This is a genomic window from Pseudomonas sp. Irchel s3a18, from assembly GCF_900187535.1.
Taxonomy (GTDB): Bacteria; Pseudomonadota; Gammaproteobacteria; order Pseudomonadales; family Pseudomonadaceae; genus Aquipseudomonas.
In genome coordinates, this window is sequence record NZ_FYDV01000021.1 from 1 (window position 1) to 22,569 (window position 22,569).

Annotated in this window: 22 protein-coding genes; 5 read left to right on the forward strand and 17 right to left on the reverse strand. The window is 59.4% G+C overall.

Features of this window, described 5'->3' with window-relative positions; translation table 11 throughout:
- Positions 1-175: 175 nt before the first annotated feature.
- The 7 genes from CKW29_RS22100 to rplM form a co-directional block, all read right to left on the reverse strand.
- Positions 176-589, reverse strand: coding sequence for a ClpXP protease specificity-enhancing factor (locus CKW29_RS22100; protein ID WP_095146670.1), 414 nt, complete (start codon positions 587-589; stop codon positions 176-178).
- A 16-nt stretch (positions 590-605) separates the two neighbouring features.
- Positions 606-1,223, reverse strand: coding sequence for a glutathione S-transferase N-terminal domain-containing protein (locus CKW29_RS22105; RefSeq protein WP_095146671.1), 618 nt, complete (start codon positions 1,221-1,223; stop codon positions 606-608).
- 149 nt (positions 1,224-1,372) lie between these two features.
- A complete protein-coding gene (locus CKW29_RS22110) occupies positions 1,373-2,155 on the reverse strand; it encodes a cytochrome c1 (protein ID WP_095146672.1) in 783 nt (260 codons plus the stop codon).
- Complete coding sequence (locus CKW29_RS22115) at positions 2,155-3,366, reverse strand: cytochrome bc complex cytochrome b subunit (protein ID WP_095146673.1); 1,212 nt, start codon at positions 3,364-3,366, stop codon at positions 2,155-2,157. Before CKW29_RS22115 ends, CKW29_RS22110 begins: the two co-directional genes overlap by 1 nt.
- The gene (petA, locus tag CKW29_RS22120; protein WP_095146674.1) at positions 3,366-3,959 is read right to left on the reverse strand and encodes a ubiquinol-cytochrome c reductase iron-sulfur subunit; all 594 of its coding nucleotides are present in this window, start codon (positions 3,957-3,959) and stop codon (positions 3,366-3,368) included. The genes CKW29_RS22115 and petA overlap by 1 nt, the downstream gene beginning before the upstream one ends.
- Before the next feature lie 253 nt (positions 3,960-4,212).
- Positions 4,213-4,605 (reverse strand): 30S ribosomal protein S9, encoded by a 393-nt coding sequence (gene rpsI / locus CKW29_RS22125; protein ID WP_002555064.1) that lies wholly within the window; start codon positions 4,603-4,605, stop codon positions 4,213-4,215.
- A gap of 14 nt (positions 4,606-4,619) precedes the next feature.
- Entirely contained in the window at positions 4,620-5,048 is a 429-nt protein-coding gene (rplM, locus tag CKW29_RS22130; RefSeq protein ID WP_095146675.1) for a 50S ribosomal protein L13, read from the reverse strand.
- Positions 5,049-5,293: 245 nt separating this feature from the next.
- Between rplM and CKW29_RS22135 the strand changes: the two genes are divergently transcribed.
- On the forward strand, positions 5,294-6,334 hold the full coding sequence (locus CKW29_RS22135) for an NADP(H)-dependent aldo-keto reductase (protein WP_095146676.1): 1,041 nt from the start codon (positions 5,294-5,296) through the stop codon (positions 6,332-6,334).
- 139 nt (positions 6,335-6,473) lie between these two features.
- Here CKW29_RS22135 and CKW29_RS22140 read toward each other — a convergent pair whose 3' ends face one another.
- Positions 6,474-7,610 carry an acyl-CoA dehydrogenase family protein gene (locus CKW29_RS22140; protein WP_095146677.1) on the reverse strand — a complete coding sequence of 379 codons (1,137 nt, stop codon included), beginning with the start codon at positions 7,608-7,610 and terminating at the stop codon, positions 6,474-6,476.
- A gap of 245 nt (positions 7,611-7,855) precedes the next feature.
- Here CKW29_RS22140 and CKW29_RS22145 point away from each other — a divergent pair, with 245 nt between their 5' ends.
- Complete coding sequence (locus tag CKW29_RS22145; RefSeq protein ID WP_176465348.1) at positions 7,856-8,752, forward strand: GlxA family transcriptional regulator; 897 nt, start codon at positions 7,856-7,858, stop codon at positions 8,750-8,752.
- Positions 8,753-8,843: 91 nt separating this feature from the next.
- Here CKW29_RS22145 and zapE read toward each other — a convergent pair whose 3' ends face one another.
- From zapE to CKW29_RS22160, 3 genes are all read right to left on the reverse strand, one after another.
- Positions 8,844-9,938 carry a cell division protein ZapE gene (gene zapE, locus CKW29_RS22150; RefSeq protein ID WP_095079789.1) on the reverse strand — a complete coding sequence of 365 codons (1,095 nt, stop codon included), beginning with the start codon at positions 9,936-9,938 and terminating at the stop codon, positions 8,844-8,846.
- 90 nt (positions 9,939-10,028) lie between these two features.
- A complete protein-coding gene (locus CKW29_RS22155; RefSeq protein ID WP_095146679.1) occupies positions 10,029-11,384 on the reverse strand; it encodes a tryptophan--tRNA ligase in 1,356 nt (451 codons plus the stop codon).
- 24 nt (positions 11,385-11,408) lie between these two features.
- The gene (locus CKW29_RS22160; protein ID WP_095146745.1) at positions 11,409-12,038 is read right to left on the reverse strand and encodes an alpha/beta hydrolase; all 630 of its coding nucleotides are present in this window, start codon (positions 12,036-12,038) and stop codon (positions 11,409-11,411) included.
- A 144-nt stretch (positions 12,039-12,182) separates the two neighbouring features.
- Here CKW29_RS22160 and CKW29_RS22165 point away from each other — a divergent pair, with 144 nt between their 5' ends.
- Positions 12,183-12,617 carry a YhcB family protein gene (locus CKW29_RS22165; protein WP_095079783.1) on the forward strand — a complete coding sequence of 145 codons (435 nt, stop codon included), beginning with the start codon at positions 12,183-12,185 and terminating at the stop codon, positions 12,615-12,617.
- A gap of 92 nt (positions 12,618-12,709) precedes the next feature.
- Here the strand turns inward: CKW29_RS22165 and CKW29_RS22170 are convergent, their stop codons facing one another.
- Both CKW29_RS22170 and CKW29_RS22175 read right to left on the reverse strand, forming a co-directional pair.
- Positions 12,710-13,414: an OmpA family protein gene (locus tag CKW29_RS22170; protein ID WP_095146680.1), complete on the reverse strand. Its 705-nt coding sequence runs from the start codon at positions 13,412-13,414 to the stop codon at positions 12,710-12,712.
- A gap of 117 nt (positions 13,415-13,531) precedes the next feature.
- Entirely contained in the window at positions 13,532-14,176 is a 645-nt protein-coding gene (locus tag CKW29_RS22175; protein WP_095149124.1) for an MBL fold metallo-hydrolase, read from the reverse strand.
- Between the two features lie 175 nt (positions 14,177-14,351).
- On the opposite strand from CKW29_RS22175, the gene CKW29_RS22180 reads away from it, so the two are divergent.
- The gene (locus tag CKW29_RS22180) at positions 14,352-15,032 is read left to right on the forward strand and encodes a DUF3313 domain-containing protein (protein ID WP_095149125.1); all 681 of its coding nucleotides are present in this window, start codon (positions 14,352-14,354) and stop codon (positions 15,030-15,032) included.
- 41 nt (positions 15,033-15,073) lie between these two features.
- Positions 15,074-15,535 carry a YMGG-like glycine zipper-containing protein gene (locus CKW29_RS22185; protein WP_095146682.1) on the forward strand — a complete coding sequence of 154 codons (462 nt, stop codon included), beginning with the start codon at positions 15,074-15,076 and terminating at the stop codon, positions 15,533-15,535.
- A 52-nt stretch (positions 15,536-15,587) separates the two neighbouring features.
- Here the strand turns inward: CKW29_RS22185 and CKW29_RS22190 are convergent, their stop codons facing one another.
- The 4 genes from CKW29_RS22190 to CKW29_RS22205 all read right to left on the reverse strand — a co-directional run bounded on the left by CKW29_RS22190 (position 15,588) and on the right by CKW29_RS22205 (position 22,532).
- Entirely contained in the window at positions 15,588-16,088 is a 501-nt protein-coding gene (locus tag CKW29_RS22190) for a methylated-DNA--[protein]-cysteine S-methyltransferase (RefSeq protein WP_095146683.1), read from the reverse strand.
- 172 nt (positions 16,089-16,260) lie between these two features.
- A complete protein-coding gene (locus CKW29_RS22195) occupies positions 16,261-19,002 on the reverse strand; it encodes a LuxR C-terminal-related transcriptional regulator (RefSeq protein WP_095149126.1) in 2,742 nt (913 codons plus the stop codon).
- Between the two features lie 263 nt (positions 19,003-19,265).
- Positions 19,266-20,630: a DUF1329 domain-containing protein gene (locus CKW29_RS22200; protein ID WP_095146685.1), complete on the reverse strand. Its 1,365-nt coding sequence runs from the start codon at positions 20,628-20,630 to the stop codon at positions 19,266-19,268.
- A gap of 27 nt (positions 20,631-20,657) precedes the next feature.
- Positions 20,658-22,532 (reverse strand): DUF1302 domain-containing protein, encoded by a 1,875-nt coding sequence (locus tag CKW29_RS22205; protein ID WP_095146686.1) that lies wholly within the window; start codon positions 22,530-22,532, stop codon positions 20,658-20,660.
- Positions 22,533-22,569: the final 37 nt, after the last annotated feature.

Here is a 22,569-nt window from a genome sequence, read left to right on the forward strand (position 1 = left end):
GGTCACCCGCGACACCCTTGCCTCTGGCTAACACTTCCCCTTGCCGGGTGTGTAGAGGACTTGCACCTCCAAGTCACCAGCGTGGCCACCATAGCCAAACTGGTTGCGCTTACGCGCAACGCGCCATGCCTGGCGCACGCACAAAAAAGGCGATCCATCCGGATCGCCTTTTTTATTACTTCACCACCTTCAAACTGGGTCGACCGCTTGGGCGCGGCGGCTCGTCATCGGGTGGAGACTGATCACCTTCCTGCTCGATCTCTTCCTCGTCATCCAGAGGCGATTCCAGATCGAACACCATACCCTGACCATTTTCCCGGGCGTAAATGCCCAGGATCGCACCTACAGGCACGTACAGGGTATGAGGAACACCACCGAAGCGCCCCTCGAAGCTGACCGCCTCGTTATCCATGTGCAGATGACGAACAGCCGCAGGAGAGACGTTCAGAACAATCTGTCCATCACTGGCAAACCCCTGGGGGACCTGCACCGATGGAAACTCGGAATTGACCAGCATGTGCGGTGTGCAGTCGTTGTCCACAATCCACTCATAGAGCGCGCGGACCAAATAAGGTCGACTGGAGTTCATAGCGGCTCCTTAAGCCTTAGCGCATATCGCGTTCGGCAGCAGACAGGCTCGCCTGGAATGCCTCACGCGCAAACTGGCGCTCCATATAATCAAGCAGCGGCTTGGCAGGCCGCGGCAGTTCGATACCTAGCATCGGCAAACGCCAGAGTATTGGCAATAGGCAACAATCCACCAGGCTTTGTTCATCACTCAGGAAAAAAGGTTTGTCGGCAAATAACGGCGAAACCCCGGTGAGACTTTCACGCAACTCCTTGCGAGCCTGTACGCGCGCGGGCTCCTTGGTCCGCGAATCCAGAATCAGATCCACCAGGCCACACCAGTCGCGCTGAATGCGATGTATCAGCAGACGGCTGTTGGCACGCGCCACGGGATAAACCGGCAGCAAAGGCGGATGCGGGTAACGCTCATCCAGGTATTCCATCACCACCGTCGACTCCCACAACGCCAGGTCACGATCGACCAGGGTGGGCAAGCTGCCGTAGGGGTTCACTTCGATCAGTTTTGGCGGCTGACGGCCCGCCTCCACACTGATGATCTCGGCGCTGACACCCTTCTCTGCCAGTACGATTCGCACTCGGTGGGAATAGTGGTCGGCGGGGTCGGAGTAACAGGCCAACCGATTGGTCACGCCCATGGCGATCCTCCTCGCTTGTTGAAATTATCGGAGCGGAAAAACGAGCGCGCCCAGAGGGCGCCTCCCGTAACGCCTGGATGACCAGACTCGTTACACTTTCGGAGGCGCCCTTGGGCGCGCGCGGTTAACAGCAATTACTTGAAGCTATATCAATGCACATCTTTCCAGTATTCGCGCTTGAGCAGATAGGCGAATACGAAGAAGAACGCCAGGTACAGCAACACATAGGTACCAATGCGCTGGTGCTCCAGCTTAACCGGGTTAGCCGAGTAAGCGAGGAAGGTTACCAGATTCTTGACCTTCTCATCGAACTGCTCTTCAGTCAGAGCACCGGACTTCGGCACGATGGTCAACTGATCGCACGCTTCATGAGTCAGCGGCGTGCCGGTCAGCGGATCATATTGCTTCTTGCCGTCTTCGACGACCTGAACCTGTTTGCAACCTACGACCTGGCGACCTTGCAGGCCGACCAGCACGTTAGGCATGCCCACGTTCGGGAACACCTTGTTGTTCACACCCCAAGGGCGCGACGGATCTTCGTAGAACGACTTCAGGTAACCGTACAGCCAGTCGGTACCACGAACGCGAGCCACCAGGGTCAGGTCAGGCGGCGCAGCACCGAACCAGGCCTTGGCGTCTGCCGGCTGCATACCGATGCTCATGTGATCGCCAATCTTGGCGCCGGTGAACACCAGGTTCTTCAACATCAGATCGTGAGGAATCCCCAGATCGTCGGCAACGCGCTCATAGCGCTGGAACTTGGCACTGTGGCAACCCATGCAGTAGTTGGCGAACGTACGTGCGCCATCTTGCATTGCCGCTTTGTCGGAAACGTCGATATCGACCTTTTCCAGCTCAGGACCGCCCGCCGAAGACGCGAACGAGAACACAGGCATAGCCGCAAGAATCAGTACAGCAAATAGCTTTTTCATCAGCCAGTCACCCTTTCCGGAACCGGTTTGGTCTTCTCGAGCCTGGTGTAGAACGGCATCAGAATGAAGTAGGCGAAGTACAGGAAGGTACATACCTGCGACAGCAGCGTACGACCCGGTGTTGGAGCCAACACACCCAACACACCCAGAATCACGAACGAAATGCAGAACACCCAGAGCCAGATCTTGCTCAGCCAGCCTTTGTAGCGCATAGATTTGACCGGACTGCGGTCAAGCCAAGGCAGGACAAACAGCACGGCAATCGCGGCACCCATGGCGATGACGCCCAGGAGCTTGTCCGGAACCGCACGCAGGATCGCGTAGAACGGGGTGAAGTACCAGACCGGAGCGATGTGCTCAGGAGTCTTGAATGCGTTCGCCACTTCAAAGTTCGGCTTCTCGAGGAAGTAACCGCCCATTTCCGGGAAGAAGAACACGATCGAGCAGAAGATGAACAGGAACACCACAACGCCGACGATATCTTTCACGGTGTAGTATGGGTGGAAGGCAATGCCGTCCAGCGGTACGCCGTTTTCGTCCTTGTACTTCTTGATGTCCACGCCGTCAGGGTTGTTCGAACCGACTTCGTGCAGCGCCAGAACGTGCAGCACCACCAGACCAAGAATCACGATCGGCAAGGCGACTACGTGCAAGGCAAAGAAGCGGTTCAGGGTGATGCCCGAAATCAGGTAGTCACCACGGATCCACTGGGTCAGGTCGTCGCCGATGACCGGGATCGCACCGAACAGCGAGATGATCACCTGGGCACCCCAGTAGGACATCTGGCCCCAAGGCAGCAGGTAGCCCATGAAGGCCTCTGCCATCAGCGCCAGGTAGATCAGCATGCCGAACACCCACACCAGCTCACGCGGCTTCTGGTACGAACCGTAGAGCAGGCCACGGAACATGTGCAGGTAAACCACGATGAAGAACGCCGAAGCGCCGGTGGAGTGCAGCAGACGCAGGATCGAGCCGTACTCGACGTCGCGCATGATGTATTCGACGGAGGCGAACGCCTCTTCCGCCGACGGGGTGTAGCTCATGGTCAACCAGACGCCGGTTACGATCTGGTTAACCAGAACCAGCAGCGCCAGGGAGCCAAAGAAGTAGAAGAAGTTGAAGTTCTTCGGGGCGTAGTACTTGCTGAGATGGTCTTCCCACATTTTGGTGGCGGGAAAGCGCGCATCAACCCAATCCATGAACTTGCTCATCACGCTTTCTCCGTATCGACGCCGACGACAATGATGTCATCCGACTCATAGGAATGCGGGGGAACTGGCAGGTTCAAAGGCGCAGGCTGCGACTTGAAGACACGGCCAGCCAGATCGTAGTGGGAACCGTGGCAAGGGCAGAAATAACCCCCTACCCATTTCGGACCAAGATCCGCTGGCGCCACTTCTGGACGGAAAGTCGGAGAACAGCCCAGGTGCGTGCAAATACCGATCAGCAGCAGAACCTCTGGCTTGATCGAACGCGTCTTGGGGTCCACATAGGTCGGTTGTACCGAGCTCTTGGAGTCCGGATCGGAGAGATCACCCTCGATCTTCGTAAGATTCCCCAAAATCTCCTGGGTACGGCGGACGATGAACACCGGCTGACCGCGCCATTCAGCAATCATTTGCTGACCTGGTTCGATTTTGCTGACATTCACTTTCACCGGTGCACCTGCGGCCTTCGCCTTGGCACTGGGAAACCACGACCCCACGAACGGGACCGCAGCCCCCACCGCTCCTGCAGCACCCACCACGGATGTGGCTGCTACCAGAAAGCGACGCCGGCCTGCATTCACGCCGTCATTGCTCATTCAGTCCTCTCCCATCAGCTTTGTGGCCTGTTAAATCAGGCATCTACTAAGTAAAAATCTGAACTTATAAAAATTTTGCCGAATGGTAATGAAAAGCCCCAATTCTGACAAGGTAATTACCACCCGGCACAACCGCCAAGCCTTGTAGTATAGGGCCTCTACGGATGTGGCAAGTTGTCACACCACAAATCTTGGCCCATAAAAAACGCCCAGCTCCGTGAGGAGACTGGGCGCCTTTGAACGCGAAAGCGAATTAACGCTTCGAGTACTGCGGACGCTTACGCGCTTTACGCAGACCAACTTTCTTACGTTCAACTTCACGAGCATCGCGAGTCACGAAGCCAGCTTTGCGCAGAGCGCCACGCAGGGTTTCGTCGTACTGCATCAGAGCGCGAGTGATACCGTGGCGGATTGCGCCAGCTTGACCACTTACACCACCACCGATCACGGTGACGTAGATGTCGAACTTCTCGACAGTCTCAGTCAATTCCAGCGGCTGACGAACTACCATGCGGGCAGTTTCGCGACCGAAGAAATTATCCAGCGAACGGTTGTTGATGGAGATGTTACCAGTACCCGGACGCAGGAAAACGCGTGCGGTTGCGGTCTTGCGACGGCCAGTGCCGTAATTTTGAGTCGCCGACATAATGAACTATTCCGTTAAAACTTCAGTTCTTGGGGCTGCTGAGCAGTATGAGGGTGAGCAGCGCCCGCATAGACTTTCAGCTTACGATACATGTCGCGACCCAGTGGGTTCTTAGGCAGCATGCCTTTAACCGCGGTCTCGATCACGCGCTCAGGGGCCTTGGCGATCAGCTTTTCAAAGTTGATCGACTTGATGCCGCCCGGGAAACCGGAGTGGGAGTAGTACATTTTGTCAGTGGTTTTAGCACCGGTAACACGGATCTGCTCGGCATTGATAACGACGATGTAGTCGCCGGTGTCAACGTGAGGAGTGTACTCAGGCTTGTGCTTGCCACGCAGACGGCTCGCGATCTCAGTGGCCAGACGACCCAGGGTCTGACCTGCAGCATCGACGACAAACCAGTCGCGCTGTACTGTTTCCGGTTTAGCAGTAAAAGTTTTCATTCTTTATAGCCTCAGGGGCCGCCCTGTAAATTAGACGGCGGATCTTACTGAATAGTGCGTACTTTGACAAGTCAAAGGCAGCCGGATACAGACGCTTTCGGGGGCTCGGGTCGGCGCGTCCGTTCAACGGCAAGATTCTTCGGCGGCGGCGCATCACTTCCACTGCAGAAAGAGGTGCGCAATTATGCAGATTGTAAAAAATTTTTCAACCTGCTTTTATGAATGTTTTGCCAAGGGAGCACCCGATGGACTATCGCCAGCTAGGCCGCACCGACCTGAAAGTGAGCGCCATCTGCCTCGGAACCATGACCTGGGGCGAGCAAAACAGCGAGGCTGAAGCCTTCGCGCAGATTGAACGGGCCAAGCGCGCCGGGATCAATTTCATCGACACCGCCGAAATGTACCCGGTACCGCCCAAGGCCGAAACCTACGCCAGCACCGAGCGCTACATCGGCAACTACTTCAAACGCCACGGCGATCGCGCCGACTGGGTCCTGGCCAGCAAGATCGCGGGGCCGGGCAACACCATCGACTACATCCGCGACGGCCATCTCAAGCACAATCGCGAACACATCGTCCAGGCCCTGGATGCCAGCCTCAAGCGCCTGCAGACCGACTGGATCGACCTCTACCAGCTGCACTGGCCGGAGCGCAGCACCAACTTTTTTGGCCAGTTGGGCTACAAGCACAAGAGTGAAGTCAACCTGACGCCGCTCGAGGACACCCTTGAAGCACTGGACGAACAGGTCAAGGCCGGCAAGATTCGCCACATCGGCCTGTCCAACGAAACCCCGTGGGGCACCATGCGCTTCCTCGCCCTGGCCGAAGCCCGCGGCTGGCCACGAACGGTCTCGATCCAGAACCCCTACAACCTGCTCAACCGCAGCTTTGAAGTGGGCCTGGCGGAAATCGCCATTCGCGAACAGTGCGGATTGCTCGCCTACTCGCCGCTGGCGTTCGGCTTTCTCTCAGGCAAGTACGAAGGTGGGGCTCGCCCGGCAAAAGGCCGCCTGAGCCTCTACAGTCGCTTCAGCCGCTACTTCAACCCGCAGTCGGAAGCCGCGTGCAGTCGTTATGTGGCGCTGGCCCGCGAGCACGGCCTGGACCCGGCTCAAATGGCCCTGGCGTTCGTGAACCAGCAACCGTTCGTCACCAGCAACATCATCGGCGCAACGACGCTGGAACAACTGGACAGCAACATCGCCAGCGTCGACCTGAAGTTGTCCGACGAAGTGCTGGCGGGAATCGAGGCGATTCACAAGGATCACCCGAACCCTGCGCCCTGATTGACCTTTAGATGATGATCATTCCCACGCTCCCGCGTGGGAATGCGTCCCGTGACGCTCTACGTCACAGCATCAACGGCGGACGCAGAGCGTCCATAACAGCGTTCCCACGCAGAGCGCGGGAACGCTCAACACCGAATCAAAGCGACCGCGCAATAATCTCCTTCATGATTTCATTGGTCCCGGCATAGATCCGCTGCACGCGCGCATCCGCCCACGCCCGGGCGATCGGGTATTCCCACATGAAGCCGTAGCCGCCGTGCAGTTGCACGCACTCGTCGAGCACCTTGCATTGCAGGTCGGTGCCCCAGTACTTGGCCATCGCCGCCGTCGGCACGTCGAGCTTGCCTTGCAGGTGCAGCTCCAGGCAGCGGTCGACGAACACCCGACCAATCTGGATCTCGGTGGCCATTTCCGCCAGCTTGAAGCGGGTGTTCTGGAAGTCGGCGATCGACTTGCCGAACGCCTTGCGCTCGCGGGTATAGTCCAGCGTCCACTGCAACGCCGCCTCGGCCGAGGCCAGGCCACCGACGGCCACCGTCAGGCGCTCCTGTGGCAGCTCTTGCATCAGGTAGGCAAAACCCATCCCGGCTTGCCCCAACAGGTTCTCCTTGGGAATCCGCACGTCCTGGAAGAACAGCTCGGAGGTGTCCTGGGCCTTCATACCGACCTTTTCCAGGCGCTTGCCCTTGTCGAAGCCCGGGGTGTCGGCTTCCACCAGGAACAGGCTGGTGCCCTTGGCCCCGGCCTTGGGATCGGTCTTGGCCACGACAATCACCAGGTCCGCGAGAAAACCGTTGGTAATGAAGGTTTTCGAGCCGTTGATCACGTACTCATCACCGTCCAGCACTGCGGTGGTTTTCACCCCTTGCAGGTCGGAACCGGCACCGGGCTCGGTCATGGCAATGGCGGTGACCATTTCCCCCGAGACCAGCTTGGGTAGGTATTTGTGTTTCAAGGCTTCACTGCCGTAATGCAGGATGTACGGCGCCACGATGTCCGAATGCAGGGAGAAGCCGATGCCGGTCAGCCCCAGCCGCCCCACCTCCTCGATGACCACCGCGCTGTAGAGAAAATCCGCACCGAGGCCACCGTACTCTTCCGGCAGATGGGAACACAGCATCCCCGCCTCCCCTGCCTTGCTCCAGAGTTCACGGTCGATGTAACCCTGCTTTTCCCATTGAGCATGAAAGGGCACGGCCTCTTTCTCGAGGAAGGTTCGTACGCTGTCGCGAAACAGTTCGTGCTCGGAACTGAACAAGGTTCTTGGAATCATCGGGGCACCTGTGATTATTGTTGGCCGAAAATTGAATCCCAGAGCCTAAGCCCCACGCCCGGAACAGGACACTGGACACATCAGCCAAAAAATAAGACGATCCAGCCGCTTGGTGACCACTTTCCCCTATAAGAATAAATTGAATTATGTCTATCCAACCCTCCTCGCCCTTGCGGCGTGTCAGTATCCTGGCTATCGACCGGGTTTTTGCCTACACCCTCATGCAGGCCAAGGATTTCTTCCACCTGGCCAGCCTGCGCTACGGCAAACAACAGGGTCATGGCCTGACTCCCGGATTCGAAACCCGCGTGGTCAGCCCCGACGGTAAACCCGTCAACAGCTTCAGCGATGTGCTCATGCCGGTGGACGGCGGCCTGGAAAACACTGACATCATCATCCTCCCGGCCTTCTGGGACGATTTCGACACCCTGTGCCAACGTTATCCACAAGTGCTGCCATGGTTGCGCGAGCAACACACCCGTGGAGCGGTGCTCTGCGGCGAGGCCACCGGGGTGTTCTGGCTGGCCGAAGCCGGATTGCTCGATGGCAAGGAAGCGACCACCTACTGGCGCTTTTTCAACGCCTTCGAGGAACGCTTCCCCAATGTCCAACTCAACAAGGACAAGCACCTGACCGACGCCGACAACCTGTACTGCGCCGGCGGCACCACCTCGGCCTGCGACCTCTATATCTACCTGATCGAGCGTTTCTGTGGCGCCAACGTGTCCCAGGCCGTGGCCCGTGACATCCTGTATGAAGTGCAGCGCAGCTATTCCCCCGGCCGCATTGGCTTCGGCGGACAGAAGCTGCATCAGGATGTGATCATCCTGCAGATCCAGCACTGGCTCGAAGAGCACTTTGCCGACAAGTTCCGCTTCGAAGACGTCGCCCGTGAACACGGCATGAGCATCCGCAACTTCATGCGCCGCTTCCAGACCGCCACCGGCGACAAGCCGCTGCACTACCTGCAACGGTTGCGCATCGAAACCGCCAAGGGCCTGCTCTCGGGCAGCCGCAAGAGCATCAAGACCATCAGCTACGAAGTCGGCTACGACGACGCGAGCTTCTTCGCCCGTCTGTTCCGCCAGCACACCGAGCTGTCGCCGAACCAGTATCGGCAGCAATTCCAGCAAGCGGCATAGCTCGTAAGGCTCAACACCAATCAAGATTCGGGTTCTTCAGCGCACAAAAAAGGGCCTGCAATGCAGGCCCTTTTTTATTTTCCGAAACGCCCTACGGCTTGTGTGCCCGCGACAGGAACTCGTGGGACTGCATTTCCAGCAGGCGGCTGAGGGTGCGCTGGAACTCGAAGTTCAGGCGACCGCCGGTATAGAGGTCCTTGAGTTCGACTTCAGCAGAAATGATCAGCTTGACGTTACGGTCGTAGAACTCGTCGACCATGTTGATGAAACGCCGGGCGATGTCATCGGTGGTGACGCTCATCTGCTCTACGCCGCTGAGCAGCACGGCATGGAAGATCTTGCCCAGTTCGATGTAGTCGTTCTGGCTGCGCGGACCGTCGCACAGTTCGCGGAAGTCGAACCAGGCAACGTCGTCGCAGGTGCGCAAGGCGCGAATCTCGCGGTTCTCGATCATCAGCACGTCGTTCTCGACCGCGGCCGTGCATTCCGGCGTCAGCGCGCGGAAACTCTTGCGCAGACTTTCGTGGGACGCTTCGTCGAGCGGACAGTGGAACAGCTCCGCTTGCTCCAGGTGACGCAGACGGTAGTCGACGCCGCTGTCGACGTTGACGATGTCGGTATTCTGCTTGATCAGCGCGATAGCCGGCAGGAACCGCGCGCGCTGCAGACCGTCCTTGTACAGGCCGTCCGGCACGATGTTCGACGTGGCCACCAGGGTCACGCCGTTCTTGAACAGTTCTTCCATCAGGGTGCCGAGGATCATCGCGTCGGTGATGTCGGACACGAAGAACTCATCGAAACAGATCACCCGCGCTTCGTTGGAAAAACGCTTGGCGATGATGGTCAGCGGGTTTTTCTCGCCGCCCAGGGTCTTCATCTCTTCGTGCACACGCTTCATGAAGCGGTGGAAGTGAGTACGGGACTTTTCCTTGAACGGCAGCGCTTCGTAGAAGGTGTCGACCAGGTAAGTCTTGCCGCGACCTACGCCGCCCCAGAAGTACAGGCCCTTGACCGGCGCCTGGTCCTTTTTGCCAAACAGCTTGCCGAGCAGGCCCGGCTTGCTCTGCGAAGCCGCGACCAGATCGTCGTACAGGCGCTGCAAATGGCGCACAGCAGTTTCCTGGGCCGCGTCGTGGAAGAACTCCGGGCGTTTCAGATCAGCTTGATATCGTTCTAGGGGCGTCATAATTCGTTAGCAAGGCAACAAAAACGGGCCGACACTGTAGCGACGGCCCTGAAGAATGGCAATCGGCCCTTGGTCGGGCCGAGCCGCTGATTATTCCTGTACGGGCGTCAGAGCAACCCGCAGGGCGTCGATAGCGACGTCTCGCGCCGCACTGTCCGCGAAGGCTGGGCTGTCGCCGACACACTCGCCTTCCAGCCAGACACTGAAGCTCAGGTCTTCGCTGCGCACATCCAGCGCCTGGCCGGATTGCAGCTGCTTGGTCACCTGACCTGCGGTTTTACCGTCGGCGAAGTGACGCGACAACAGCAGTTGCTCGCCATCAGCGGCCAGCAGACGGAAACGGAAACTGCCGTCCTCTTCACGGAAGCTGACAAAGCGCGCGGCTTTCACGGCTTTCTTCTTGGTGGTCGCCGCCACCTGCGTCTGGTTGACGAAGGAACGCAGGCCAACCGCCTCACGCAGTTCATTCAGGAACGGCGTGGCGACCGCACGGGCCTTTTTCGCACCGATCTGCAGAATGTCCTCCAGGTCGGATGGACGCTCCATCAGCTTGTAGTATCGATCGCGGGACTCGCCCAGCTCGCTGTCGAGCAGTTGGAACAGACGGTTCTTCGCCTCGCCCCAGCCCAGGCCCTGCAACAGCTCACTGCGGAACTCGTCGGCCTGTGCCGGGGTGGCAAAGGCCTGGAACAAGGTGAACAGGTGCGAGTTGTCCGGGTCCTTGGCTTCGCCCGGAGCGCGGGAGTCGGTGACGATCCGCGAAATCGCGTCCTTCATTTCCTTGGCGCTTGAGAACAACGGAATGGTGTTGTCGTAGCTTTTCGACATCTTGCGGCCATCGAGGCCCGGCAAGGTGGCGACGCTCTCCTCGATCAACGCCTCGGGCATGGTGAAGAACTCTTTGCCCTGGCCAAACAGGTGGTTGAAACGCTGGCCGATGTCGCGGGCCATTTCCACGTGCTGGATCTGATCGCGGCCGACCGGCACCTTGTGCGCGTTGAACATCAGAATGTCCGCCGCCATCAGCACCGGGTAGCTGTACAGGCCCATGGTGATACCGGCATCCGGGTCTTCCCCGGTTTCGACGTTCTTATCCACCGACGCCTTGTAGGCGTGCGCACGGTTGAGCAGGCCCTTGGCCGCGACACAGGTCAGCAACCAGGTGAGCTCGGGGATTTCCGGGATGTCGGACTGGCGGTAAAAGGTGACCCGATCCACATCCAGGCCACCGGCCAGCCAGGTCGCGGCGATTTCCAGACGCGAGCGCTGGATGCGCAGCGGGTCATCGCACTTGATCAGGGCGTGGTAGTCGGCCAGGAAGTAGAACGAATCGGCATTGCTGTCACGGCTGGCGACGATTGCCGGGCGGATCGCGCCGGCGTAGTTGCCCAGGTGCGGAGTGCCGGTGGTGGTGATACCGGTGAGGATGCGCGTACGAGTAGTCATGGGTAATCGCTTATCTGACTGCAATCAATTCGAAAGGCGCGGCAGGATCAGATCCTTGAGATCGGTCAGCTTGCCGTGAAAAAAGTGTCCGCATTCTGCCACTTTCAGCAGCTCATGGGGGCGATCAAGGGCCTCGGACCAGTCGTAAACCAGCTGCGGATCGATGACTTCGTCGGTTTCCGGCTGGATCAACGTCAGTGCACAGTGCCTGGGCAACTGATCCTGATCACCCAGGCGCATCACCGCCGGCGCCACCATGAACAGCCGATCCAGGTTCTCCCCCTTGGCTTCCAGGCGCCCGCCAAGGCTGGCCGCGACAAACCCACCGAAGGAAAAACCGAACAGCGTCATCGGCAAGCCAGGGTGTTTGGCGCGAAACCATTCGGCCACGGCTTGCGCGTCGTCGACTTCACCGCTGCCCATGTCATGGCTGCCGGCGCTGGCGCCTACACCCCGATAATTAAAACGTAATGTGATCAGACCGGCATCGCGGGCAGTGCGCTGCAAGGTCGACACGACTTTATTGAGCATGGTGCCACCCTGCACCGGGTTGGGATGGCAGATCAGCGCCAGGCCGCGTGGTTGCTCGTTGTCCAGGTAAAGGGCCTCGAGCTGGCCGACCGGGCCATCAATCACTACAGGGGTTTCACGCATCAGCAAGGAAGGAACTCCGTGACCTCGAATCGGGTCGACTCGTCTAGCAAATTGTCTGTGCCAATCTATTGCGAGTGAATCGCGGTATACAGCGCAGGTTCGAGCCGTTAACGTAAAGCAAAGCCGTTTATAGAGGAAGGACTCGTGGAACACTCGCTCTTAGTTTGGTTGTTGCCGACTCTTGCCCTGGTTGCCGGTGTCGCCATTGGATTCCTGGTTGCTCGCTTGCTGCCCAATGCCGTGCCTAACAGCACGCAACGACAGCTGGATGACATTCAGGAACGTTTTGACAGCTATCAGAATGAAGTGGTCACCCACTTCAACAGCACCGCAATGCTGGTGAAGAAACTCACTCAGAGCTATCAGGAAGTACAAGACCACCTCGCCGAGGGCGCCAACCGCCTGGCCCTGGACGAACAGACTCGCCAACGCCTGCTGGCGGCCCTGCAGGCCGATGCCGTGCAAGCGCCACGGGAACGCCTGACACCGCCGCGCGATCAGGAACCGCCTCGCGACTACGCTCCCAAAACGCCGAACGCACCGGGCATGCTCGATGAGCATTACGGTCTGAAAAAGTAATCAGGTTTCGCGCAATATAAAAAGCCCGCCCGATCTGCTGAGGATCGGGCGGGCTTTTTTACGCCCGGGGTTCAGTCAGGCACTTGCGGGTATTACTGGACCTGGCCGTACTGCTGACCAGGGATCGCCTTGAGATTGACCTCGACGCGACGGTTCTGCGCACGACCATTGGTGTCACCGTTGCTGGCGACCGGATTATCCGGGCCGGCACCACGAGCACTCAGGTTGGCACCACTCACGCCCTGGGACGTCAGGTAGGTAGCCACGCTCTGGGCACGACGCTGGGACAGGTCCATGTTGTGCTGGCGGCTGCCGGTGCTGTCGGTGTAGCCGACGATCTCGATCTGGTTCTGGTTGAACTCCTTCAGGGAGCCGGCCAGATTATTCAGCGGCTGGTAGAAGCCTGATGCGATATTCGCCGAATCGGTGGCGAACGTGATATTACCCGGCATGATCAGCTTGATCTGATCACCCTGACGCTGCACTTCAACACCGGTGTTGGCCATGCTGGCGCGCAGTTTCTTTTCCTGCTGGTCGGCGTAGTAGCCGTAACCGGCGGCGGAAGCACCGACCACGGCAGCGCCGATCAGCGCGCCCTTGCCACGGTTGTCGTGGTTGATGGCCGCGCCCGCCAGGGCACCTGCCAGCGCACCCAGGCCGCCGTATTTGGCGGTCTTGCTCATGCCCGTGGAGCCGCCGTCGGCCTGACCCTGGTTGTCATAGGTGTTAGGGGACGCACAGCCAGACAACAAGGCCACGGCAGTAGCGACAATAATCAAACGACGCGAGGTGAACATGGAAAGCTCCTACTTTTTTACATTCTGTGGTGCAACGGACGTTGGCAATAGACCCTTGCGGAAGTTGGAACACAGCGACCGGCAAAAATTCCGTGGCCGCCTCCAACACCAGGGGATCTAGGCTCGTACAAATGGATTGTCACGCATTTCATCACCCAGGCGGGTATCCGGACCATGTCCGGTTACTACCGTTGCCTCTTCATCGAGGGTGTACAGGCGCTGCTTGATCGAGCGCACGATAGTCGCCTGATCACCGCCCCACAAGTCCGTGCGCCCTACCCCGCGCCGAAACAGCGTGTCACCGGCAATCAGCAGCTTAGCCTCGGAAAACCAGAAACTCATGGAACCCGGCGTATGCCCCGGCGTGTGCAACGCCACGCCACAACCGCAAGCCAGTTCCTCATCATCGGCCAGCCAGCGATCCGGCGGCGGCACCGGCGTATAGGGCACCCCGAACATGCCGCACTGCATCTCCAGATTATCCCAGAGGAACTGATCTTCCTTATGCAGGTGCAAGGTGGCGCCGGTTTTTTCCTTCAACTGACCGGAGGCCAGGAAGTGATCCAGGTGCGCATGGGTATGAATGATGCTCACCACCTTCAACCCCAAGGCCTCCAGCCGCGCCAGAATCAACTCATGATTGCCACCCGGGTCGACGACAATCGCCTTTTTAGTGATCGGATCGCCGATGATCGTGCAGTTGCACTGCAAAGGGCCGACGGGAAAGGTTTCGCGGATGAGCGCGGGTTTTGCGGCGTCCATGGAGACTCCTGAAGAGTGGATCGCCCATTTTGACCCAGGTCGTCATGGAATGGCGATACCTGGCAGGCAACCCCGGGCCAAGAGCGGTCATTTGATCTTTTTTTGAGAATCAATGATTCGAATTGCCGATCGGGTTCGGGCACCCTCCCGGCTCTTTGACCAGGGTACGAATTTTATGAGTATGTCGAGTAAATGGATGGTGGGTATTGCACTGAGCAGCGTGCTGCTGACCGGTTGCGTCTCGAAAGTGACGGAACAGGAGCAATACTCCGGCTTCCTGCCTAACTACGAAGGCCTGCAAGAGACCACCTCGCCAAGTGGCCAGAAAGTGCTGCGTTGGGTAGCGCCTGGCTTCAAGCCTGGGGCGTACTCCACGGTGGTATTCGACCAACTGGAACTGTATCCAGAGCCGAAGCCGACCGACCGGGTCAGCCTGAGCACCCTGAAAGACCTGCAATTCATGGCGAACGAAAGCACCAGAAACACCCTTGCACAGCAGTACAAGGTCGTTTCGAGTACCAAGCTGGCGCCTGAGGGCTCCCGGACCCTGATCATGCACGCGGCGATCACCGAGGTATCTGCCTCGAACGAACCCATGCACTGGTATGAAGCCGTTCCGATCGCAGCAATTGTCGGCACCACTCAGGCTGCCATGGGTACCCGCGACCAGATTGCCGAACTGTATATCGAAGCCGACCTGATCGACGCCAAATCCGGCTTGCCGGTCGCCAAGATGGTGCGCAAGGTTTTCGGTGAAGGCCTGGAAAACTCCGACACGCCGATTACCGCCAAAGACTTCAAGGCAGCGATCAAGACCGTCTCCGCTGACATGCAAGCCCTGCTTTCCAAGCAGTAAGCCATCCGTCATCGCACTGGACCCATGAGAGGCCCGAGTTCATGAAAAAATTGACGTCTATTCTGTCGGTGCTCGGGCTACTCGCCAGTTCCAGCGCCCTGGCGGTCACGGTTGTCCCACTCAACAACCAGACCTCCCAGACCATCCAGCAAGACACCAGCGCTTGCCAATCCCAGGCCAACGCCCAATACCCGACACAAAACACGGTGCCGACAGGCGGTCGTGTAAAAGGCGCGGCCACCGCGGCTGTCGCCGGGAGCGTGGCAGCGGAGGTCCGGGGCCGCCAGCATGAAGAGTTGTACGATCAGGTCGACGATGACGTCAAGCAAGACTACCGCCAGAATCGTGCCCAGAGCGCAGCGGCTGCCGGTGCTGTCGTCGGAGCATCGAGACAACGCCAGGAACGCCGGCAGAACATGAGCACCTCCGAACAAAACGTCAACGCCAGCAACTCGGTCTATACCAGTTGCCTGCAACAGCGGGGCTATAACGTCTTGCCTTGACCGCAGACGGGTAGCCGCCTCCGGAACCACGGAAACAGCCCCCCGCTCCCCGTCAGAACCCCAAAGGCAACGTCTCCTTCCCCTCCAGCCCCAACAAAAACTGCTTCGCCGCCAGCCCACCGGCAAACCCGGTCAGACTTCCTGATGCGCCAATCACCCGATGACAGGGCGTGACAATCGAGATCGGGTTCTTGCCATTGGCCGCCCCCACTGCCCGTACGGCCCTGGGGCTGCCAATCTGTTGGGCAATCTGGCTATAGCTGCGGGTTTCCCCGAACGGAATGGTCAACAACGCGCGCCAGACCTTTTGCTGGAACTCAGTACCGGCAAAGTCCAGCTCCAGATCAAAGCGGTCGCGGTGACCGGCAAAGTACTGCTTGAGCTGGTGTTCGGCTTCCTGCAGAACCGGGCTGTGGATATCTTCCTGCAGCGGGCCGATGCGTACCCGGTTGAGCTTTTCGTTTTCCCAGAGAATGGCGCAGAGCTTGTTGCCCTTGGCTATCAGGGTGAGGGTGCCGACCGGTGAAGGCATCCGCTTAAACACGTATGACATGGGAGACTCCTTGATCCGACGCTCAAGAGCGATCGTTCATCGTTGTCAGGGGACACATTCACAATAATGGGTGATTCAACCGCAAGAACTACGTTTCTTGCGGTTGAACTGCTGGATGGACAGGACATTGCAGCGCGCGAGCTTGAGATTCCGCGGGCAATAGGACCGAGGGTTATGCCAGTAGTCCCAATTCTTTCGCCCGGGCCACGGCTTGTGTACGGCGCTCGACCCCCAGTTTACTGTTGATGTGGCTGGCGTGGGTTTTCACCGTGTGCAGCGAGATGAACAGCTGATCGCTGATTTCCTGGTTCGAGCAGCCTCGGGCGATCAGTTGCAGCACCGCGTGTTCGCGGACGCTGAGGGTTTCCGCGCCGTGCTGCGGCTCTGCACTTTCGCGGATCGCGGCGTGCGGTAAACGCTCCATCAGGCTCTGACGCAACGAGCTGTCTGGACAGTGCGCCAGTTGTTCGCGCAACCAGTGCGCACGCTCGCGCAGCAGCCACTCAAAGGGTTGCAATGCGCCGCCGACGGCGGCCGCTTCGAACGCTTGCGCCAAGGCCTGTCGCGCTTGCGGCTCGCGTCCAGTGTTCAGTAACAAGGCAACCTTCTGACTCAGCGCCATGACGCTGAGCAACTGGCGGCCGGTTTTCTGTCCATGCTCCAACAAGGCATTGAGTCGCCCTTCGGCCAGCATCGGCTGCCCTTGTATGGACTCCAGCAGGGCTTGTTGCAACTCGATGTGCAACGGCATTTGTGGGTGGAATTCGGGGGGCGCCGCGGCCTGTTCGCCGTTGTAGGTCTGGCCGAGTCGCATCAGCCAGGCCTCGGCCAGGTCGGTACGGCCCTGGGCCAGCCAGAGTTCGCATTTGACCAGCGTGATCATCGCCAGGTAGTAGATAGGCGGCACGTCCCAGATATGCATCAGCCGCTCGGCCTCACCCAATTCGGCGAATGCCTTGGCAAACTCGCCTTTACCGCCCTCAAGCCTGGCGATCACACAGTGGCCGATCAACACACTGATGTCGCGACAGGCCCGCGCCTCACTCAGGCCCTGGTGCAATCGCGCCAACCCGGCTTCGGGCTGCAGGCGCAGGGTCAGCAAAAAACCTTCATACAGGGTCAGGCGTGCACGAACCGCATACAGGCGCTGCGGTGCCAGCCCCTGCAAGCGTTTCTGGCCCTGATGCACTTCCTCCAGCGAGCGGAGAATTTCCCCCCGCGCCTGCAGCACCCGCGCCCGGTCGTAATGGGCCAGCGCCTCGAATAATGGATTGCCGACCCGTTGCGCCAGCTCCAGCGACTCACGGTTCAGGCCACGGGCACGCCACAGGTCGGCATCGACGATGGCCAGGTTGGACAAGGTCGACAGGCACATCAAGCGCTGGCCGTAACGTTTTTGCGGCAGGCTCTCCAGGGCTTCGCTGCAGTAGCGCAAGGTCAGTTCACGCTGGCCACGCCCCCGGGCAATGATCCCGCTCAGCGCCAGCCACTGCGCGAGCATGGACTTCTGTGCAGTGGCCGAAGGGGCCGGCAGGAACCGGCTCAAATGGCTGGCCAACTCCTCGGCGGCATCCAGCTGGCAGGCCATCCCCAACGCCCAGCTGTACAGCACGATCAGGCGCGGGGTGCTGATCAGCAGGCTGTCGGGCAAGTCCATTTTCCAGCGCAACAGCATGCCCACGTTCTGCTCGGCCAGCAGTTGCTCCTCGGACAGGTTCTGCACCAGGTTGGCCGCAACGTCCAGATGCCCGGCGCGCAACGCCTGTTCGACAGCTTCGTCGAGCAGCCCCTGGGCATTGAACCAACGACAAGCGCGCAGGTGCAGGCTGGCGGTCGGGACCACCGCATTGGCGGTCGGCCGACTGCGCAACAGGTCGGAAAACAGGTGGTGATAGCGATACCAGTGGCCATGTTCGTCCAGTGGCACCAGAAACACCTGATGGGACAGCAGAAAGCGCAGGATCTCGGCGCTGTCATGCGCCTCGCGCACCGCGTCACACAGCTCGCTGCAAAAGCGTTCTTGCGGAGCCGTATCGTAGAGAAACGACTGCACCTCGGGAGGCAGGCAATCGATGACTTCTTCGAGCAGGTAGTCGCGGATCAGTCCTTCACCCCCGTGCAGCGGTTGCGGCAACGCACCTCCACTCCCTGCCTCAGAGGCCGCCAACAGCCAGAATCGCAGCCCGGCGACCCAGCCTTCGCTGCGCGAAATCAGGCTCTCCAGCGCTTCGCCGCGTAGCGAGCTGCTGTGCCGGTCAAGCAGGGCCAGGGATTCGTCGTGGGTCAGGCGCAGGTCCTGTTCATGCAGTTCGAGCAACTGGCGCGACAGGCGCAAACGCGCCAGATGCCAGTCCGGACGCTGGCGACTGGTCACCATGACCAGCAGGCCATCGGGCAAGTGATTGAGGAAAAATTGCAGACAGCGATCAAGTACCGGCCCCTGGGCCAGGTGATAGTCATCCAGCACCAGCAGCAACGGCCTGTTGGTCGACAACTGGCCGGCCAACTCATCCAGCAGCCCGTCCAGCCACTCTTCGAAGGCGAACGGTTGATGCCGCTGACGCATCTTCAACAGGCCAAGGGCCTGGCTGCCCAATCGGGGGAAATAGTGTTGCAGGCCTTCCAGCAGCCGCTCCAGGAAGCGCCCCGGATCACTGTCCCGCGCGCTTAGCCCCAGCCACAGGCTTTGCCAGTGCGCCGGCAGGCTCTGACAGAACTCCACCGCCAATGAGCTTTTACCGAAGCCGGCCGGCGCACTGACCAGCAGCAATCGCCCCTGCAGGCCAGCACTCAGCCGCTCGCACAAGCGAGGCCGCAGTACATAGCCATCAGGCAAGGGTGGGCGGTAAAAACGCCCTTCCGGCATCGGCAGTGCCGTGCTGGTGGGGGGCTGGATTCGGAACAGGTCAGTCATAGCCAACTCTTATTGAAGTGCTGTTGTCGGCATTGCAGATGTCCGCAGACTAGCGGTAAACAGAGGCGGATTGAAGGTTATTGCTACAAATGGCTACAAAAAGTGCATGGCGACTCTGTCATATCGACCGTATGGCGTTACAAACACCGGCCAATGTAACGGCGCGGTGTGTCAGGCAGGTTGCCGGGCCGGTTTGCGGAACGCAAAAAAACGCCCCGAACCAGTCGGGGCGTTTTTCGAGGATGCGGCCTCGTTACAGCGTATTAGCGAACACCTTCCTGGCGCAGTGCCGCCGGGGTGAAGTCGCTGGTGGTGGCCGTAAAGCCGAAGTCATAGGCCTGCTTCTCTTCGTTCTTCATGCCCAGCGCCAGGTAGCGGCCGGACTGCAGGTCGTAGAGGGTTTCCAGGGCATACCACGGCACTTGCTTGTCGTAGTAGTCCTCGGCATGGGCCTCGGCCACGCGCCACAGTTGACCACGACCGTCGTAGTGGTCAATCACCGCGGCTTGCCAGGTGTCTTCGTCGATGTAGAAGTCACGCTTGGCATAGATGTGGCGCTGACCTTCCTTCAGGGTTGCGACCACATGCCAGACGCGACGCAGCTCGTAACGCGCCAGGTCCTGGTTGATGTGGCCGGCCTTGATGATGTCGGCGTACTTGAGCTTCGGATCGTCGAGCTTGTAGCTGTCGGAGGCGATGTACATTTCCTTCTTGCCTTCGAGCTTCCAGTCGTAACGGTCCGGTGCACCGTTGTACATGTCCAGGTTGTCGGACGTACGCAGGCCGTCGGCCGCGGTACCCGGGCCATCGTAGGACACTTGCGGGGCCCGGCGCACACGACGCTGACCAGCGTTGTAGACCCACGCCGAGCGTGGTTCCTTGACCTGGTCGAGGGTTTCGTGAACCAGCAGCACACCACCGGCCAGACGCGCTGGCGCGGTCACTTTCTGTTTGAAGTAGAACAGGATGTTGCCCGGGTTTTTCGGGTCGTAGTCCTTCATCTTGTCGCGGAACACGAACTGGTCCTGGAAGTACACCAGGCTGTACGAGCCGTTCGCTTGTGGCGTGGCCTGGGTCACCAGGCGGGTCACGCTGCCGCCACGATAGCGGGTGATGTGGTTCCAGATGACTTCCACACCACTTTTCGGGATCGGGAACGGGATGGCCGTTTCGAAGTTTTCCAGACCGTTGCCACCGGAGACCAGGCTGGTGTTGGTGGCATTGCGCTTGATGGCGGCAAATACGTCAGCCGGCACGGTGGAACCACGATGGGACGGATACACCGGCATTTTGTAGGTTTCCGGGTAACGCTTGAACATCGCGTATTGGCCCGGTGCCAACTTGTCCTTGTACTTGTCGACATTCTGCGCGGTGATGGTGAACAGGGGTTGCTCGCTGCCATACGGGTTGGACAGGAAGCCTTTGCTGTCAACGGTACCGGCGTTCTTGGCCAGGGGTTTCCAGGTCGGGATCGAACCATCGGCATTGCCCGCCATTTCCGCGCCCATCGGCGTCAGGCTCTTGCCCAGCTTGTCCGCTTCAGCTGCCGGGACCGCGGCCATGACACCGGTCGCCAGCAACGACAGCCCCAGTACCCCGACGTGCAACAGATTCTTGGTCATTTTCATTTCTTGTTCGTCCTGAAAAAGCAGTGCTTAGAAGTTCACGCCGAAGCTGAGCGCGACGAAATCACGGTCATCCACGGTGGTGTACTTGCCGTCGAAGAAGTTGGTGTAGTTGAGGCTTGCGGTGTAGGTGTTCTGGTATTCGGCATCGAGCCCCAGGCTGACCGCTTTACGACCCTCCTCGAAGTTTCCGCCAGGGCCTGGCGAGTAACCTTCCACATCATGGGACCAGGCCACGTTCGGCTTGAGGTTGACGCCGGCGATGGCATCGTTGTAATCCCAGATGGCACGACCACGGTAGCCCCACGAGGTTGGCGTGGTGAAACCCTCGTCGTTACAGTTACGGGTAGCATTGTTGGTCGCCGTACCTGGACCGGCGCCAGCAATGGTCCTCCCGTTGAGGAATTCACAGGAGCCGTTGGGCAGTTCGCCCGGACCATAAACCGGGTCACGGCCATAACGCACATCTGAAGTACTCTCCAGCCCACCTACGTGGGTCACGCCGACTTCACCCACCAGGGTCAGGCGACTGGCGCCCATGACCTGGTCAAAGAAGTGCGTCAGGGTGGTCTGGAACTGAGTCACTTCCTTGCGGCGATAACCGTTCAGGTCGGAACCCGGCGAGGCCGAGAGCAGCGAAGCGTTGGCCAGCGCGCCACCCAAAGGACGTACACCCGCGAACAGAATGTCGGTGGAGTTCAGCTGCACCGGCGCATTCGGACGGTAGCTGACCTCGCCTTGCCACGCCGTGCCGGTAGGCAAGGTGGTGGAGAAGCTCAGGCCGTAGAGGCGAATGTCTTCCGGGTACTCGACGAAGTACTCCGAGTTGCCGGCCACCAACAGTGGCCCGAGCGCGGCGAACGGTCCTGGCAGTGATGCCGCGGTGTTATAGACCGACTGCGGAGCACCGGTGGCGCTGAAGATCGGCGCACGGCTGTGGTAGTTCATGAAGTAGGCACCGAACTCGGTGTCCAGCGGGTCGAACATGTACTTGAAGGACGCGCCCCACTGGCCGCTGTCCCGCGCATCGTGGTCTGGCCCGCGACGCACCAGCACACCTTCCTCGTTGACGTCGACGCCGTTGGCAGCCAATGGCCCCAGCGCGATGGCCGGAATGGTCGAACGCTTGTTCAGCACCCGCAGGTTGTTATCGCAACCGTCGGCGATGATGTCTGGCTGGGAGAAGAAGGTACCGCAGTTATCGACGACAGTCTGATCCCACTCCAGCTGGTAGAAGGCTTCGGCGGAGAGGTTCTCGGTCAGGCTCTGGGACACATAGAACATGTTGACCGGAATCAGGCCTTCCTTGATCTCGGCGCCCGGGCGACGGAACGCGGAAACGTCGATCGGGTTGATCGAGTTGATGCCGCCGCCGATGAAGGTACTTTCACCCCAACTGACGACCTGTTTGCCCAAGCGCACGGAACCCGGCTGCTCGGCGATGGCGTAGTTGTGGTAGACGAAAGCGTCGAGGATCTGGCCGCCTGCGGACTTGGCGCCTTCCTTGCGATTGTCGTCGCTGATGTCCTTGAACGGACGGCTTTCGTCCTGGAGTTCAAAGTCGTACCAGTATTTGCCCCGCACAAAGACGCCGGTATCGCCGTACTTCAATTCAAGATCATGGATGCCCTTGAAGATCTTCGAAAAGGTTTCCCCGCTTTTGAAGTTCAAGTGGCCATCGTCGGAGGTCTGGGACAGGCCGTGACCGCCGTTGTTGACGCCGATGAGGTTCTTGTTGGCGCTCTCGGTAGACCAACTTGCACCCAACGAAAGGGACGAGTCGAACTGACCTTCGATTTCACCAATGTTGAAACTGACGCCGAATGCAGGCCCGGCGAGCGTAGAGGCGAGACTGACCGCCAGAGGCAGTTTCGCCCGGCGCCAGAACTGGTTTACTGATGTCATCGACGCTACTCCATGTGCTTTTATTGTTATGGCGTTT

What these genes read in the sequence shown, in the direction of transcription:
- CKW29_RS22100 (WP_095146670.1), bottom strand. Translation starts at nt 589, where the DNA reads ATGAACTCCAGTCGACCTTATTTGGTCCGCGCGCTCTATGAGTGGATT.
- CKW29_RS22105 (WP_095146671.1), bottom strand. Translation starts at nt 1,223, where the DNA reads ATGGGCGTGACCAATCGGTTGGCCTGTTACTCCGACCCCGCCGACCAC.
- CKW29_RS22110 (WP_095146672.1), bottom strand. Translation starts at nt 2,155, where the DNA reads ATGAAAAAGCTATTTGCTGTACTGATTCTTGCGGCTATGCCTGTGTTC.
- CKW29_RS22115 (WP_095146673.1), bottom strand. Translation starts at nt 3,366, where the DNA reads ATGAGCAAGTTCATGGATTGGGTTGATGCGCGCTTTCCCGCCACCAAA.
- petA (WP_095146674.1), bottom strand. Translation starts at nt 3,959, where the DNA reads ATGAGCAATGACGGCGTGAATGCAGGCCGGCGTCGCTTTCTGGTAGCA.
- rpsI (WP_002555064.1), bottom strand. Translation starts at nt 4,605, where the DNA reads ATGTCGGCGACTCAAAATTACGGCACTGGCCGTCGCAAGACCGCAACC.
- rplM (WP_095146675.1), bottom strand. Translation starts at nt 5,048, where the DNA reads ATGAAAACTTTTACTGCTAAACCGGAAACAGTACAGCGCGACTGGTTT.
- CKW29_RS22135 (WP_095146676.1), top strand. Translation starts at nt 5,294, where the DNA reads ATGGACTATCGCCAGCTAGGCCGCACCGACCTGAAAGTGAGCGCCATC.
- CKW29_RS22140 (WP_095146677.1), bottom strand. Translation starts at nt 7,610, where the DNA reads ATGATTCCAAGAACCTTGTTCAGTTCCGAGCACGAACTGTTTCGCGAC.
- zapE (WP_095079789.1), bottom strand. Translation starts at nt 9,938, where the DNA reads ATGACGCCCCTAGAACGATATCAAGCTGATCTGAAACGCCCGGAGTTC.
- CKW29_RS22155 (WP_095146679.1), bottom strand. Translation starts at nt 11,384, where the DNA reads ATGACTACTCGTACGCGCATCCTCACCGGTATCACCACCACCGGCACT.
- CKW29_RS22160 (WP_095146745.1), bottom strand. Translation starts at nt 12,038, where the DNA reads ATGCGTGAAACCCCTGTAGTGATTGATGGCCCGGTCGGCCAGCTCGAG.
- CKW29_RS22170 (WP_095146680.1), bottom strand. Translation starts at nt 13,414, where the DNA reads ATGTTCACCTCGCGTCGTTTGATTATTGTCGCTACTGCCGTGGCCTTG.
- CKW29_RS22175 (WP_095149124.1), bottom strand. Translation starts at nt 14,176, where the DNA reads ATGGACGCCGCAAAACCCGCGCTCATCCGCGAAACCTTTCCCGTCGGC.
- CKW29_RS22180 (WP_095149125.1), top strand. Translation starts at nt 14,352, where the DNA reads ATGAGTATGTCGAGTAAATGGATGGTGGGTATTGCACTGAGCAGCGTG.
- CKW29_RS22185 (WP_095146682.1), top strand. Translation starts at nt 15,074, where the DNA reads ATGAAAAAATTGACGTCTATTCTGTCGGTGCTCGGGCTACTCGCCAGT.
- CKW29_RS22190 (WP_095146683.1), bottom strand. Translation starts at nt 16,088, where the DNA reads ATGTCATACGTGTTTAAGCGGATGCCTTCACCGGTCGGCACCCTCACC.
- CKW29_RS22195 (WP_095149126.1), bottom strand. Translation starts at nt 19,002, where the DNA reads ATGACTGACCTGTTCCGAATCCAGCCCCCCACCAGCACGGCACTGCCG.
- CKW29_RS22200 (WP_095146685.1), bottom strand. Translation starts at nt 20,630, where the DNA reads ATGAAAATGACCAAGAATCTGTTGCACGTCGGGGTACTGGGGCTGTCG.
- CKW29_RS22205 (WP_095146686.1), bottom strand. Translation starts at nt 22,532, where the DNA reads ATGACATCAGTAAACCAGTTCTGGCGCCGGGCGAAACTGCCTCTGGCG.